General features: G+C 45.1%; 16 protein-coding genes and 1 tRNA gene. 13 read left to right on the top strand and 4 right to left on the bottom strand.

Translation table 11 applies throughout. The features are described from left to right. Window positions 1-326: 326 nt before the first annotated feature. Window positions 327-1028: a DsbC family protein gene (locus NW199_RS08575; RefSeq protein ID WP_249091762.1), complete on the top strand. Its 702-nt coding sequence runs from the start codon at window positions 327-329 to the stop codon at window positions 1026-1028. Between the two features lie 160 nt (window positions 1029-1188). Beyond that, the gene (locus NW199_RS08570; RefSeq protein WP_022472451.1) at window positions 1189-1983 is read left to right on the top strand and encodes a sulfite exporter TauE/SafE family protein; all 795 of its coding nucleotides are present in this window, start codon (window positions 1189-1191) and stop codon (window positions 1981-1983) included. A gap of 3 nt (window positions 1984-1986) precedes the next feature. Here NW199_RS08570 and mltA read toward each other — a convergent pair whose 3' ends face one another. Next, a complete protein-coding gene (gene mltA, locus NW199_RS08565; RefSeq protein WP_258334332.1) occupies window positions 1987-3153 on the bottom strand; it encodes a murein transglycosylase A in 1167 nt (388 codons plus the stop codon). Window positions 3154-3259: 106 nt separating this feature from the next. On the opposite strand from mltA, the gene rpe reads away from it, so the two are divergent. The 6 genes from rpe (at window position 3260) to NW199_RS08535 (ending at window position 6630) form a co-directional block, all read left to right on the top strand. Further along, on the top strand, window positions 3260-4024 hold the full coding sequence (gene rpe / locus NW199_RS08560; protein WP_258334331.1) for a ribulose-phosphate 3-epimerase: 765 nt from the start codon (window positions 3260-3262) through the stop codon (window positions 4022-4024). Beyond that, window positions 4017-4709 carry an HAD-IA family hydrolase gene (locus tag NW199_RS08555; protein WP_022472454.1) on the top strand — a complete coding sequence of 231 codons (693 nt, stop codon included), beginning with the start codon at window positions 4017-4019 and terminating at the stop codon, window positions 4707-4709. The genes rpe and NW199_RS08555 overlap by 8 nt, the downstream gene beginning before the upstream one ends. Further along, entirely contained in the window at window positions 4706-5110 is a 405-nt protein-coding gene (locus NW199_RS08550; protein WP_022472455.1) for a lysozyme inhibitor LprI family protein, read from the top strand. Before NW199_RS08555 ends, NW199_RS08550 begins: the two co-directional genes overlap by 4 nt. Before the next feature lie 15 nt (window positions 5111-5125). Beyond that, window positions 5126-5854 (top strand): uracil-DNA glycosylase, encoded by a 729-nt coding sequence (locus tag NW199_RS08545; RefSeq protein ID WP_258334330.1) that lies wholly within the window; start codon window positions 5126-5128, stop codon window positions 5852-5854. A 144-nt stretch (window positions 5855-5998) separates the two neighbouring features. Further along, a tRNA-Phe gene (locus tag NW199_RS08540) sits at window positions 5999-6074 on the top strand. A gap of 166 nt (window positions 6075-6240) precedes the next feature. Beyond that, entirely contained in the window at window positions 6241-6630 is a 390-nt protein-coding gene (locus NW199_RS08535) for a YgiW/YdeI family stress tolerance OB fold protein (RefSeq protein ID WP_258334329.1), read from the top strand. A gap of 55 nt (window positions 6631-6685) precedes the next feature. On the opposite strand, the gene NW199_RS08530 is transcribed toward NW199_RS08535, so the two are convergent. Next, window positions 6686-7048, bottom strand: coding sequence for an ArsR/SmtB family transcription factor (locus tag NW199_RS08530; RefSeq protein WP_022472458.1), 363 nt, complete (start codon window positions 7046-7048; stop codon window positions 6686-6688). A gap of 111 nt (window positions 7049-7159) precedes the next feature. Here NW199_RS08530 and NW199_RS08525 point away from each other — a divergent pair, with 111 nt between their 5' ends. The 5 genes from NW199_RS08525 to NW199_RS08505 all read left to right on the top strand — a co-directional run bounded on the left by NW199_RS08525 (window position 7160) and on the right by NW199_RS08505 (window position 12240). After that, the gene (locus NW199_RS08525) at window positions 7160-7378 is read left to right on the top strand and encodes a cation transporter (RefSeq protein ID WP_022472459.1); all 219 of its coding nucleotides are present in this window, start codon (window positions 7160-7162) and stop codon (window positions 7376-7378) included. Window positions 7379-7472: 94 nt separating this feature from the next. Then, window positions 7473-9359 (top strand): heavy metal translocating P-type ATPase, encoded by a 1887-nt coding sequence (locus tag NW199_RS08520; protein WP_258334328.1) that lies wholly within the window; start codon window positions 7473-7475, stop codon window positions 9357-9359. A 188-nt stretch (window positions 9360-9547) separates the two neighbouring features. Next, window positions 9548-9826 carry a helix-turn-helix domain-containing protein gene (locus tag NW199_RS08515; protein WP_258334327.1) on the top strand — a complete coding sequence of 93 codons (279 nt, stop codon included), beginning with the start codon at window positions 9548-9550 and terminating at the stop codon, window positions 9824-9826. Window positions 9827-9829: 3 nt separating this feature from the next. Next, a complete protein-coding gene (locus tag NW199_RS08510) occupies window positions 9830-10510 on the top strand; it encodes a LysR substrate-binding domain-containing protein (protein ID WP_309148120.1) in 681 nt (226 codons plus the stop codon). Window positions 10511-10815: 305 nt separating this feature from the next. After that, a complete protein-coding gene (locus tag NW199_RS08505; RefSeq protein WP_258334326.1) occupies window positions 10816-12240 on the top strand; it encodes an aldehyde dehydrogenase family protein in 1425 nt (474 codons plus the stop codon). Window positions 12241-12296: 56 nt separating this feature from the next. Here the strand turns inward: NW199_RS08505 and panF are convergent, their stop codons facing one another. Together panF and NW199_RS08495 are read right to left on the bottom strand one after the other, a co-directional pair. Next, the gene (gene panF, locus NW199_RS08500; protein ID WP_258334325.1) at window positions 12297-13766 is read right to left on the bottom strand and encodes a sodium/pantothenate symporter; all 1470 of its coding nucleotides are present in this window, start codon (window positions 13764-13766) and stop codon (window positions 12297-12299) included. Further along, entirely contained in the window at window positions 13763-14032 is a 270-nt protein-coding gene (locus NW199_RS08495) for a DUF997 family protein (protein ID WP_258334324.1), read from the bottom strand. Before NW199_RS08495 ends, panF begins: the two co-directional genes overlap by 4 nt.

Here is a 14032-nt window from a genome sequence, read left to right as displayed (position 1 = left end):
CGCTTCCTGAGTCATCTTCGCATCAACCGGATACTCACGCTTATCGGTTCGTTGATCAATTTTTAAAGAACAGTTCGTTGCTCTTTCGAGCTGACGAGTTTGAGAATTATAAGACTCAAATTCGTCTTGTCAAGTCCTTTTGAAAATATTTTTTATTTTCTTTTTTTTTACTTGACTGTCACCTCGCGGCGACAAGGATGCGTATTATGCATTGTCTTTTTACTGATGTCAAGAAATCTTTTAAAAATTTTTCTTTACAAAGTTTTTTCTCATTTAACGGTCCCTTCTCTATCATTTCAAGCATTCAATCCAATAATGAGAAAGACATGAGAAAGGCTTTTTTAATCGCTCCCCTTTTGGCGGCAGCTTCCATCGCTTTTGCAGCCCCTTCTGATACAGACAGAGTCAAGGTGTTGGTTAAGCAAAAAATGAATATTGAAGCAACCAGTGCAAAACGCCTGCCCATGGGTCTTTATGAAGTTGTCGCAGATCGCAATCTTTTATATGTAGATAAGGATGTAAAGTTTTTATTTGCCGGTCATATTTACGACATCGCCAATCAAAAAGACCTAACCCAAGCACGTTTAGATGATTTATCAAAGATCGATATAAAAGGTTTGCCTCTTGATCAAGCAATCAAAACTGTTCATGGCAAGGGCGAACGTAATTTATACATTTTCGCAGATCCCTATTGCAGTTTCTGTCAGCGCTTAGAACACACACTGAAGGATCTGGATAACGTCACCATTTATACCTTTGTCACGCCTTTGATGAATTCAGCCGCCATGGTTGACAGAATTCATTGCGCCACTAATCCTGAAAAAGCCTGGAATGATTGGATGCTTGAGCAAAAAGAGCCGCCGGAACTTCCCAAAAACTGTAAAACCGATACGGGTAACAAGAACATGATCCTATTTAACCGTTTCGGACTAGAAGGGTTGCCTACTATGTACTTTGATGATGGTTACCGCTTAGAGGGCGCTGTTAGCCTTGAGGAAATTGAAAAACGCTTCAAAGAAGTGAAGTAATTTTGACTGGCGACTGATAAAAACAGTCGCCTTTTTCTAAGTGTAAGAACCTATTTCACACGTACCTCATCATTCCAAGCGTAATATACTGAGGGTGTTCAATTAAGTTTTGCCTTTCTATATTTAACGATTAGCTGAATTCTTCTCTTGAGTTACTCCCATGATTGAATTTGTCGAACTTTTTGTTGTAGGCATCGGCGTTGGCGCATTTGGCGCATTAGTCGGTATCGGAGGCGGCATGATTATGGTGCCGCTTTTTATGTTGACAATGATGGCTCCTAACGGCTCTACATTCGAAAACGTTCAGCAAGTCATCGGAACGAGTTTATTTGGTGTTCTACTTAATGCTCTTTCCGGTACATGGGCCTACATCAGGCAACACAAAGTAATGTTCCGAGCGGCCGTTCCGTTTGCTTTAGCAACTGTTCCGGGCGCCTTTATGGGAAGCTACATTACAGACTACTTCACTGGCAACAGTTTCTCACTTATTTTCGGTTCCGCGCTGTGCATTTTAGCTATTCTCATGTACAGCAAATCTAAATCAAAAAAAGCCAATGTCTCTTCTGTTAACTTCTCGGTTGAAACGGCACACTTTAATGTCTTGTTAGGTGTGGCCCTTTCTTTTATTGTCGGATTCCTGTCTTCGATCCTCGGCATTGGCGGCGGAGTTATTCATGTGCCAATGATGGTCTTTATTTTGGGCTTTCCTGCTCACATTGCCGTTGCCACTTCGACATTCATTTTGATGGTTAGCTCCTGTGTGGGCGTCATTAGCCACGCCGCTCTCAATCACATCGTTTGGATTCCGGCCATTGCGGTTGGGTGCGGTGCTATGGTTGGCGCACAAATCGGCGCTCTCTTATCAAAGAGAAGCCGCCCTCGCATCATCATCGTTTTACTTTCCTGTGTGATGTTTATTTTGGGCGGCCAATTTATTTATCGCGGGCTTTTCTAAGCACTAGTTGGCTTGAGGCGTCACTCCATTGGGCAATAACACCCAAGCTTTCACTTGGCTGTTTTGTCTGCCGGCAGCCAATGCCGCCTCATCTCCGCTTCCCCAATAAAAGTCAAAGCGAATCGGGCCTTTGATGGCCCCTCCTGTATCTTGAGCAACCACGGCTCGCGTGAATTTCATATCGGGGTTGCTTTGTTCGACATCCACAACAATAGGCCAACCCAATTGGTAATAGCGCCTGTCAACGGCAACAGAGCCTTTTTCCGTCAGAGGAACGCCCTGCGCGCCAATCGGCCCTTCATTGGGATCCTGATCCTTTCGTTCAATGAAGAAAACATAACTAGGATTTTGATTCAAAACAGCCTGTACTTTTTTGGGATTTTTCTTTGCCCAAGCTTGGATGCTTTGCATCGATAATTCGTGGCTCTTTAGGTACCCCTGGCGAACCAAATAATTACCGATTCCACGGTATGGATGCCCGTTTACATCACCGTAACCGACGCGCATGTAGGAACCATCCGGCAATACAATACGACCCGAACCTTGCACCTGAAGAAAGAATGCCGCCACTGGATCCTCTACCCATGCGATCGCGTATTTATCTAAATTGCGTTTGGCAAGTTGAGCTCGGGAATCGTACGGAACCAGGCGATTGCCTTCTATCTGCCCCCTCAAACGCATTCCTTTTAATTGAGGATAAATTTCAGCCAAATCCACTGTAATTAGATCTGACGGCATTGTGTGCAATGGATAAACGTATGGAGCTTTTTTCTTACGGCTTCCATAAAGAATAGGCTCGTAATAGCCAGTCATTTTCCCGCTATCGCTGAGAGTGACCGCACCGTTTTGATCAACAGTCTCCGCGATAGCCTGATACGGCGTGAAATAAGCAGCAAAGAATGTTTTTGCTTGCGTTAACGGCAAAAATTTTGCCTTAGCGCAGACATCCTCCCAACCAGGGCGGCTTGCCATTTTTTCACAAGACTCTTTAAACGCAACCAATGCCGGCTGCCAATTTTCTTCCGGCATCGCCGGCAACTGGGCGTAATCCACGGGTTTTAAAGATAGCTTTACCTCTCCGGGCTTCGTTGGTTTTTCAGGCGGCGTGGTTGTACAAGCCGCCAACAAACTTGCAATGGCGGTGAAAAGACAAATTCGACTCAATCGCATGATTTTTCTCTGAAATAGTATTCGAGCATTGTACAAAATAGCGCCTTGATCTTTGGCTCTCGGTTACAATTGGTGCATCTTTATTTTTCTTATTGGGAAAGAGCCCATGTCAATTTTCAGCCGCCCCAAACCTTCGTCCAAGTGTCGCATCGCACCCTCTATTCTTTCTGCTGATTTTGCAAGACTCGGCGAAGAGGTCAGAGATGTCGTTCAAGCCGGTGCTGATTGGATCCACTTTGATGTGATGGATAACCACTATGTTCCCAATCTCACGATCGGCCCTATGGTCTGCGAAGCCATTCGTCCCCACGTGAAAGTGCCCATTGACGTGCATTTGATGGTTGAACCCGTTGACAGCATTATTCCAATGTTTGCTAAAGCCGGTGCCGACTACATCACCTTTCACTGCGAAGCAACGAAACATATTGACCGCACACTTTCTCTGATTCATGATTGTGGCTGCAAAGCGGGTTTAGTATTTAACCCTTCCACGTCGCTTAGCTACCTTGAATACGTTCTCGATAAAGTCGACTTGGTTTTACTGATGAGCGTCAACCCCGGGTTTGGCGGACAATCCTTTATTCCCGCCGTACTCAATAAGGTGGCAACCGCTCACGGCATTATTGACAGACATACTCGAGCCACCGGACACGAGATTTGCCTGGAAGTCGACGGTGGTGTGAAAGTCGAAAATATCGGAGCATTAGCCGCGGCCGGTGCAGATACTTTTGTAGCCGGTAGCGCCATTTTCGGCAAAAAGAGTCCCATCGGTTACAAACAGGTCATCGATGAAATGCGACAAGCCATCGATCACGACATGGAAATGTTGCGCCGTAAAGAACTCGAGGAGATGAATAGAGATCGTGGCTAACACATTGTTATTTGACTTAGATGGCACTTTATTGGATTCAGTTGATGATCTGACAGTTGCCATTAATAACACCCTGACTTCGCTTGATTTGAAAACAATCACGCGTGATGACGTCACTTTGTTTATCGGCAAGGGAGCAAAGGTGTTGGTGCAGAGGGCGTTAGAAAAATCATGCGGCAAAAAGCCTGATGAAAATACAGTGCTTGAGACTCTTCCCCGCTACCTCTCGGAGATGAAGTTAGCCGAAGGGACGAGAACAAAACAACTGCCCGGTGTTCCACAAAGCCTAAAGGCTCTCCAAGAGGCTGGTTTTAAAATGGCTATTGTCACGAATAAGCCAGCAGCTATCGCCAGACGGCTAGCCGCTCAATTCGATCTGATGCCTTACTTTGAAACCATTTTGGGTGCCGGCGACGTTGACAGCGTCAAGCCCAATCCAGAAATGTTAATAGAGGCTGCTCACCGCATGGGAGTTTCTATTCGTGACTGTGTTATGATCGGTGACTCAATGAATGATTCGTTGGCGGCACGCAATGCCGGCATACGTGCATATTTATTGAAAACAGGGTATAACGAAGGCGTTGTTATCGACCAATGGGCAAAAGAGAACGCCCCGGACGATCTTGTCTTTAACACCATGACAGAGTTGTCAGAATATCTTATAAATGAACGGAGAACAAAGTGAAAAAAATTCTCTTGCTCAGCTCTCTGCTTGCTTTGATGGTTCCATGTGTCTCTAATGCCCAAGACACCATCGAACAGTGCTACAAATCAGCCACAACGACCTTGGCCGTTCGCGAATGCTTAAAAAAAGAATTGCAACAGTCCCGCGATGAATACCGCGAAACACTTGAAAAGCTCACTCAACAGGCCGGTGAACTTGATCGTGTAACGGGCCGAAATGAAACCTTGCCGGCTTTGGAAAAAGCCAATACAGCGTTTGACCGTTATGTTGCTGAACAGTGCCGCTTTGAAGAAAAAATGATGGGTGGCGGCTCCGGTGCCGGCGCAGCTAACTTGGCCTGTCAAATTAATCTCTTGCATATTCGCATGGGCGCTATTGAGTCCCATCTGAGTGCTCAATAGTCATCAAGCATCACAATGTTATTGGACACTTCTGAAGTCAAAAAGGACTGGCAGCCTTTGCTGTCGTCCTTTTTTTCTAGTACAACGGGGCAATCACTCGTTGCCTATTTGCAAAAGCGTTTAAACGACGGCGCAGTCATTTATCCGAGCACTCCGTTTAAAGCCCTGGAATTGACGTCTTTGATGCAAACTCGGGTTGTCATCGTGGGACAAGATCCCTATCACAGTCCAGGACAAGCTCAAGGCCTGGCTTTTCACGTGGCAGCGAACTGCAAAATTCCCCCAAGCCTGAAAAATATTCATAAAGAACTAACCAGAGATCTCGGAATAGCTACACCAGACACCGGTGAGCTTTTTGGTTGGGCTAGTCAGGGCGTTTTGTTATTAAACGCAGTGCTTACCGTCGAAGACGGGAAACCGGCCAGTCACGCCAAGAAAGGCTGGGAGGTTCTTACCGACAGCCTTTTAGCCGCTGCCGCCTCGGACTGCGCTCCTAAGGTTTTTATGCTTTGGGGAAATTACGCTCAATCCAAAGAAAAACTAATTAAGTCTTGCAATGGAAATCATCTGGTATTAACGGCTAACCACCCGTCACCATTATCCGCACTTAGACCTCCCGTTCCTTTCATCGGGTGCGGACATTTCTCTAAAGCCAATGATTGGCTTTGCGCTCATCAGCAAAAGCCCATTGTCTGGTCACGGTTCTGCAACTCTGAATCTGAGCAACTTTCCCTTTCTTTTTAGCTTCTTTTTATCAAGTAGCAAAAATTTTTATGTTTTTCGAAAAAACAATACGTTACAAGCATTATGATTGTTTGCAACGTTCATTTAAGAAAAAAGCATTTGCAAAGCTATTTTTTTTCCTATAAAATGCGAGACTCTTACGGCGGCTGGGTAGCTCAGTTGGTAGAGCAGCGGATTGAAAATCCGCGTGTGGGCGGTTCGATCCCGTCCCCAGCCACCAGTAAATCGTCCCGTGTAGTGCTCACTACTCGGGATTTTTTATAGCCTATTCGCCACATCTGTTTTTTATTTTCAAAACTTAGGACGAGCTAAGGCTACGCTAACTCTTTCCTAATCTTTCCTCTTTACCATACGTCTCATGAACAAATTGATTCAAGGAGAACAGTATGAAAAAGGCCCTTTTAGCTTCCGCTTTAATGACATTGGTTGTCCCGGTTTGCATGGCTGCGGGGCCCGTTGGATTCGGCAATTCCCCGAACAATCATAGCCAACCACAGGGATTTTCTTTAAACCCGATGAACGACGTCGCCACTTTGAAGAAAAATGCTTATGATGATCAGCTCGTGACAATCAAAGGCCGTTTTACGAAGCAACTTACAAAAGACAAATTTGAGTTCACGGATACAAAAGGTCAGACCATTGTGGTGGAACTTGATGATGATCGTAACTGGTCATTTATTCGAAAAGACGCTTTAGTTGAGATTGTTGCTGAAGTTGACAAGGACTTCAAGGGGATCGAACTTGAGTGCATCAATGCAAGAAATCTTGAAAAATAAATGCCTAGAACCACAAACTCCCGAAACAGGCAACTGAATCGGGAGTTTTTGTTTTTTAGTCGTTACAGCAGGACAGATTCATCACCTTCTCAATAATATGATGCAGCTCCTGAGCCAAATCAGAGTCCGATGCACGATAAAACACTTCCTTTCCATCCCTTCTGCTTTGCACCAAACCGCTGTATTTCAATAATCTCAAATGGTGAGCAACTGCCGGACTACTCATATTCATAAAAGCAGCAATATTGATGACGCATTCCTCAGAATGGCATAACAGCAAAAAAATGCGACACCGGACCGGATCGCTTAACTGTTTGAATACCCCAGCCACCTGCTCAAAGTTATCGGTTTGAGGCAATGAACTGAACGCCTTCTCGTGCTGTCCGTGATGATGCGGTAAAGAAACTTCTTGACTCATATTAATTAAGCGATTATTTAATCTTGACAATGCTAACTTTCAGGATTATATTTCCTTTTAACAATTAAGTGATTACTTAATTGATTAAAAATTTAATTTGAGGATTCTGCCATGAAAAAGACCTATGAAATCGAAGTTGACTGCGCTAACTGTGCTCAATTGATGGAACAAGCCGCCTCTAAAGTTGAAGGCGTTGCTAAAGTTGTTGTCAATTTCATGACCCAAAAAATGATCATCGAGTTTACTGAAGGCGCTGATATCAAGGCTGTAATGAAGACAGTTCTTAAAGAATGCAAGAAAGTTGAACCTGACTGTGAAATTGACCTCTAGGAAGTAGTCAAGAAGCACCGTTTTACACAGAAATGGTGCTTTTTAAATCAACAATAATTAAACAAATGTTTAACTGAATAGGATATCAAAGAGAATGAAGGCTAAACAAAAAAAGATGCTTATTCGCATTATCATCGCCTCTGTACTCTTAATCGCACTCGCGCTCTCGCCTATTACCGGTTACCTCCGACTGGCACTATTCCTTATTCCGTACTTTATTGTCGGTTACGACATTTTGCTCAAAGCCGCCAAAGGATTTACTAACGGGCGAATTTTTGATGAAAACCTCCTAATGACGGTAGCCACTTTAGGCGCCATTGCGATTGCCTTGTACGACAATACCGGTGATTACACCGAGGCCGTCGCCGTCATGCTTTTTTATCAAATCGGCGAATGGTTCCAAGGCTACGCGGTGGGGAAAAGTCGCAAAAATATCAGTGAGTTGATGGACATTCGACCGGACTACGCCAATATTGAAAAAGATGGTCAATTGGTAAAAGTCGATCCCGATGAGGTTCAAATTGGTGACATCATCGTGGTGCAGCCCGGCGAAAAAGTGCCCATTGACGGTGTTGTTATTGAAGGTGAATCTAGTCTTAATACCAGTGCGCTCACTGGCGAGAGCTTGCCTAGAAGCGTCTCAGTTGACAATGAAATCACCAGCGGTTGCATCAACCTATCCGGTTTACTAAAAATCCGCACAACTAAACTTTTTGGGGACTCCACGGTCTCACAAATTCTGGAATTGGTGGAAAATGCGAGCTCACGGAAATCCCGTTCCGAGGCATTTATCACTCGGTTTGCTCGCGTCTATACACCGATCGTCTTTTTCAGCGCTTTGGCTTTAGCCGTTATTCCGCCACTGGTTCGCCTGCTGGGTATGGGATTGGATGCTCAATGGGATGATTGGATTTACCGCTCATTGGTTTTTCTCGTGATCAGCTGCCCCTGCGCTTTAGTTATCAGCATTCCATTAAGTTTCTTTGCAGGCATTGGCGGAGCGAGCAACCAAGGTATTTTGGTCAAGGGTTCCAACTTCCTTGAAAACCTCTCAGAAACCAAAGTGCTGGTGTTTGATAAAACCGGTACCTTGACAGAAGGCGTTTTTGAAGTGGTGGCGATTCACCACAACAAATTGGAAGAAAAAAAGCTTCTCGAATTGGCTGCCTTAGCAGAAAGCGCGTCTTCGCACCCAATCAGTAAAAGCTTACAAAAAGCCTATGGCTTGCCCCTAAACCGTGATCGGGTTAAAGACATTCACGAAATAAGCGGACAAGGTGTTGTCGCCAAAATCGACGACATGGAAGTCGCCGCCGGTAACGAAAAACTGATGAAAAGCCTCAATGTTGAAGCGATTGCCTGCCACAGTGTCGGTACTATCGTTCACATTGCAATCAATGGTGAATATCACGGTCACATCGTCATTTCTGACCGAATCAAGGCTCATGCTAAAGAAACCATCCGTGCAGTGAAAAAAGCCGGTATTCAAAAAACCGTCATGCTTTCAGGCGACAGTCGTAAAGTGGCCGAGCACGTTGCCAAAGAATTGGGAATTGATGAAGTTCGAAGTGAGCTTATGCCCGCCGATAAAGTTCGAATTGTTGAAGAGCTTTTGGAGCAGAACAAATCCCGAGGCAAGCTCGCCTTTGTTGGCGATGGCATTAATGACGCACCGGTACTGTCCCGCGCCGATATTGGTATTGCCATGGGTGCCATGGGATCTGATGCTGCAATTGAAGCGGCCGATGTTGTACTGATGGACGATGATCCCTTAAAGATTGCCAAAGGCATCAAGATCTCGCGTAAGTGTTTGGCGATCGTCAAAGAAAATATTTGGTTTGCCATCGGCATTAAAGTTGCCTGCTTGATTCTTGGTGCCTTTGGCATCGCCAACATGTGGATGGCCATTTTCGCTGACGTCGGCGTGATGATTTTGGCTATTTTGAACGCTATGCGAGCTTTGTTTGTCAAAAACCTCTAATCCTTGATCTCCTTCTGAGGCGACAAAAGTCGCCTCTTTTTTCACCGCGCCTTACCCTCATTTCGGTTATCCTAAAGATCGCTTTTATTATTCACTTATTAAACAAATTTCAACTTAAGGAAATGAAATTTTCATTTTTTGATATATTACTGTCAGGATATTTGCAGGCCATTTAGGAAGTCATATTCATGGATATTTCTCACGACGATCTTGAATTTTTCCTAGCGCTTTGGGAAACTCGCAGCATTACTCAAGCTGCCCGAGATTTGAATTTAACAATGCCCACCGCTTCTCGTCGGATGGCACGTTTGCGTGAGCTTTTTGGCGACCCCTGCATCGTTCGCTCTCACAAAGGACTTTTACCCACAGATTTCACCATCGCCAATGTCGGAGAAATTATCCAGCTTCATCGGCAACTGCTTGAACTCACTCAAAGGAAAACTTTTGAACCATCGGAATTAAAGTGAGTCATCCGCATTGCCATACCGGACAATGCCATGCCGTTTTTATTGCCGAATGTTGTCAAAGCCATTACCGATCAAGCGCCACTTTGTTCCATCGCTTTTCTGCACAGCTCTCACAACAGCTTCGAGGACTTACAAAAAGGCTATATCGATTTTTTGATAAATCCCAAAAGTCTTGTTCCCCGTGGCAGTCATTTCATGCCTTTGCATGCATTTGACCAAGTTATTCTCGTCAGAAAAACACATCCCTTGGTAGAGATTTACCGCCAAAAAGGCACTGTAAATCCTGAAGATTTAAAACACTATGAGCGAATCCTGGTTAATGACAGCTATGCGGCCACGCAAAATAATGATATTTATTTAAGCAATTACGATCGCTATTTCATGACCGACAACGTCCAGAGAACCCGCATTGTTGTCCCGTACTTTATCGGTGCCCAGTACTTCTTGGAAAACACAGACCTGACATTGTCGTTGCCAAAGGAAACTGCAGAAAAAATTGCAGAAAGAAATCCTTATCTCACCACCATTCCCAGTCCACTGGCCAAATCCGGAGCAATTGTTCCATGTCTTTTCTGGCATGAACGCACGCATCATGATCCTGCCATGCAATGGATAAGAGCTCAGTTTAAAGCGTACGCACAAACCAAAGAGGGAGCGCGCGAGGCCCGTCAAGACAACTTTTAAAAATTGAAACTTACCTACACGAGATTTTTATTTTTTTGCTGAAAAATGAATGTTGCATGCTCGCATGCGTCTGCTACGCTATTTTGTTAGCCGCTCTTTTATTCGCATGGATAAAGCGCGACTTTCTGAAGTAAACCTAATGGTAAGACGATAAGGCCTTTACTAAATAACCTCACGAGTAACCAAGCAAAAGAGCTGAACTCCTGTCTGATTGAATCTGGCGGGAGTTTTTACTATTTTTTGCGTCAAAACATTTTGGCAGTCCTATACTGAAAGTGTCAGTTCTAAAGTTTGGGAGAAATGTAATGGCATACAACTTTGACAAAATTTATATCAATGGCCATTGGTGCGATTCAACAAGCGGGCGGTTTATTGAGGTTGAAAACCCCGCAACGCTTGAACATTTTGCACAGGTTCCCGAAGGAAATGAAAAAGATATTGATGTCGCGGTAAAAGCCGCGCACGAAGCCTTTAAGAGTTGGAGCAATACGGAGTTGGCTGTCAGAGTCGGCCTGATGAAAAAGATGCTCACAATCTTTGAGGGCTACCAAGACAAAATCATTGATCTTGAAGTCAAAGAGTTGGGAGCGCCCGTTAGCTTTTCTGTGCAGTCTCATTGTGTGTACCAATACACAAGAACCCAATCCTATATTGATTGTGCAATGCAACTGCCGTTGGAAGAACACCTGCAAACCTCAACGGTTTATCGTGAACCGATTGGGGTTGTCGCTTGCATTACCCCTTGGAACTACCCGCTCGGTCAGGTCGTCCAAAAGGTTATTCCCGCAATCCTTATGGGCAACACCGTTGTGCTTAAACCAAGCCAACATACCCCGCTTACAGCCTATCTCTTAATTGATGCTTTCGATCAAGCGGGCTTTCCGGCCGGAGTTATCAACATGGTTACAGGTAAAGGCAGCGCCGTGGGCGACGCCCTTGCCTCTCACCCCTTAGTGGACATGGTTTCCTTTACCGGATCAACCAAAGTCGGCTCTAAACTGAGCCAACGCGCCTTGGAAAGCATTAAGCGAATCAGCCTGGAATTGGGCGGAAAATCGCCTTTCATTTGGCTGCCCGGTAGCGACTATGAAAAAGCTGTCGGTAAACTTTTTGATTCCATATTCCTCAATAGCGGTCAGACCTGCACGGCCTTTTCTCGTTTGCTTGTTGCCGAAGAAGATAAAAAGACTGTTGAAGCGCTATTGCTTAAGCATATTCCTGACTATATTGTGGGCGATCCGAGCGATCCTAAGACAAAAATTGGACCGGTTTCCTCCAAGGCCCAATTTGAAAAAATTACTGCCTATTTGAAGTTGGGACTTGAAGAAGGAGCAAAACTTCTGACAGGAGAAATTCCGACGGATTTCTCTCACGGCTACTACATTAAACCGGCTATTTTTACCGATGTTAAAAATTCCATGAGAATTGCCCGTGAGGAAATCTTCGGACCGGTTCTCTGTTTGATTACTTACAAAACCATTGAAGAAGCCATTGCCATTGCCAACGACACACCCTATGGGCTTAATGCCGCTGTCTTTGGCAATAAACAAAAAGCCATTGAAGTCGCCAAACAAATCAAAGCTGGTAACGTATATATCAATGACGCTCCCCGTGACGTCACGGCTCCCTTTGGCGGGTACAAACAAAGTGGCATCGGTCGAGAAGGCGGCTTTGCCGGCTTGCTTGAATTTACGCAGCCTAAAGCAATTTTTGACCGTTCAAGCTTCTAGTCTTATTGGATGATCTTTAATACCAGCTTGCGCCCGTATGGGTGCAAGCTCTTTTTTCATGGGAAAAAATCAAGGTTTTTTTCTCTGTGTCCTGCCAAACTAACAAGAATGAAAACAGCAATTGATGCCAGAATGGCCGGAGTGACGGCGTGCCAGCCGCCAAGATCGGGCTTTACTAAACACGCCCATGCGTAAACACCAAGTCCGATACAAACAGCCGCCCATGCCCCTAAACGGGTTGCTTGTGCCCAAAAAAGGCCGCCAACCAAAGGGCACAAAAAAGCAATTTCCAATCCCCCGAACGCAAACATATTGATCCAGACAATAATGTCCATGGGATCTACTGCTAAAAGAAGCGAGAGCAACCCTATTGAAAAAGTACAAACTTTCGCATACCGCCTGACTGCTTCACCTTTATCGGGAATGTTGCCGTAGCGTTTTAAAAATAAGTCTTTGATAATCGCAGAAGAGGCTGCAATTAATAATGAACTAACGGTTGACATAGTGGCGGCAATCGGAGCAACAAGGGTAATACCGGCCACCCATGGATTCATATGATGAGAAATTAAATAAGGAATCATCGCATCGGTGTTATTGCCGAAAACTTCTGCATCCGGAATAACTCCACGGGCCAGAAAACCCAAAAGTGTCATACCGATCATCAGCGCACCACAGACAGCCGTGCTTACCACCATGGCCAAATGCAAGTCTTCCGTTCGTCTGTAGGCCATGCAACGAACGGCTGACTGTGGCAGGGCTACCGTCGCAAAGCCCACCAGGATCCAGGATGAAAAAAGAAGAGTCCAGGGAAGCGCTCCCGAAGACGTTGGCGTAAAAAAGGCTTGTGCCTGCCCGGCGTTTGCCTCTTGAGTAATTTTTTGCATCAAAGAGGACAGACCGCCCGCCTGTCCGATGATATCGGCGGCCAACACACCCATTCCGACAAGCATCAATAGGGCACAGACAGTATCGGTTATGGCAACGGCCTTAAATCCTCCGGTGGTTGTATAAGCGATAACAACAACCCCGAAGATTAAAAGTCCTAATACATAATCGAGACCTGCAGCTTGGGAGATCAGTTGGGCTCCCCCGATAAACTGCCCCACCATCATAGCCATGAAGAAAAAAAGCAACGCAATGGATAAAAAGGCTCCCAAAGCAGGGCTTTTAAAACGAGCTACGATGACATCGATAATGGTAATAGCTCCAATTTTTCTGCTAACTAAAGATAATTTTTTCCCAAGTACTCCCAGTACCAGAAAACCCGTGATGATTTGAGGGGCGGCAAATACTACCCAACCCAATCCGTACTGCCAAGCAAGACCGGGGCCGGAGACAAATGAGCTCACCGAACCATAGGTGGCCACAAGCGTCATTGCCAAAACGAACCCCTTAAGAGCCCGATCGCCTAAAAAATAACTTTTTAAAAAATCAGCACCCGTTCTTTGCGGATCCGTGCGTCCGAGAAGCAACAGAGCCAAAAGAAATAGGATAAGAGGAATGAAGATGACCCAAGACGGACTCACAGCTCCTTCTCCTCTTTATGATCAAGATTGAAATTACGCAGGAAATACTTTACTAATAACCAAACAACCAATACGGATAAGAGATAGCCGCCAATACAAGAGAGCCAAAACCAAAGCGGCAAGCCCCAACATGAATAAGCCGAATCCTGTGTCAAAAAAAGAACACCCCAGAAAAAAAGAAATAACAAAAGTGCCGCCCCAACCGTATAGAGTGCCTCTCTATGGCTTTGTTCGATAGCTTCTTTATACGTTTTGGGACTCTTCAT

Source organism: Parasutterella secunda, assembly GCF_024733725.1.
GTDB lineage: Bacteria > Pseudomonadota > Gammaproteobacteria > Burkholderiales > Burkholderiaceae_F > Aphodousia > Aphodousia faecalis.
The sequence above is the reverse complement of the archived record's forward strand: the minus strand, read 5'-3'. Positions and strand labels throughout refer to the sequence as shown.

What these genes read in the sequence shown, in the direction of transcription:
- NW199_RS08520 (WP_258334328.1), top strand. Translation starts at nt 7,473, where the DNA reads ATGAAGGCTAAACAAAAAAAGATGCTTATTCGCATTATCATCGCCTCT.
- NW199_RS08495 (WP_258334324.1), bottom strand. Translation starts at nt 14,032, where the DNA reads ATGAAGAGTCCCAAAACGTATAAAGAAGCTATCGAACAAAGCCATAGA.
- rpe (WP_258334331.1), top strand. Translation starts at nt 3,260, where the DNA reads ATGTCAATTTTCAGCCGCCCCAAACCTTCGTCCAAGTGTCGCATCGCA.
- NW199_RS08575 (WP_249091762.1), top strand. Translation starts at nt 327, where the DNA reads ATGAGAAAGGCTTTTTTAATCGCTCCCCTTTTGGCGGCAGCTTCCATC.
- NW199_RS08530 (WP_022472458.1), bottom strand. Translation starts at nt 7,048, where the DNA reads ATGAGTCAAGAAGTTTCTTTACCGCATCATCACGGACAGCACGAGAAG.
- NW199_RS08570 (WP_022472451.1), top strand. Translation starts at nt 1,189, where the DNA reads ATGATTGAATTTGTCGAACTTTTTGTTGTAGGCATCGGCGTTGGCGCA.
- mltA (WP_258334332.1), bottom strand. Translation starts at nt 3,153, where the DNA reads ATGCGATTGAGTCGAATTTGTCTTTTCACCGCCATTGCAAGTTTGTTG.
- NW199_RS08525 (WP_022472459.1), top strand. Translation starts at nt 7,160, where the DNA reads ATGAAAAAGACCTATGAAATCGAAGTTGACTGCGCTAACTGTGCTCAA.
- NW199_RS08535 (WP_258334329.1), top strand. Translation starts at nt 6,241, where the DNA reads ATGAAAAAGGCCCTTTTAGCTTCCGCTTTAATGACATTGGTTGTCCCG.
- NW199_RS08545 (WP_258334330.1), top strand. Translation starts at nt 5,126, where the DNA reads ATGTTATTGGACACTTCTGAAGTCAAAAAGGACTGGCAGCCTTTGCTG.
- NW199_RS08515 (WP_258334327.1), top strand. Translation starts at nt 9,548, where the DNA reads ATGGATATTTCTCACGACGATCTTGAATTTTTCCTAGCGCTTTGGGAA.
- NW199_RS08505 (WP_258334326.1), top strand. Translation starts at nt 10,816, where the DNA reads ATGGCATACAACTTTGACAAAATTTATATCAATGGCCATTGGTGCGAT.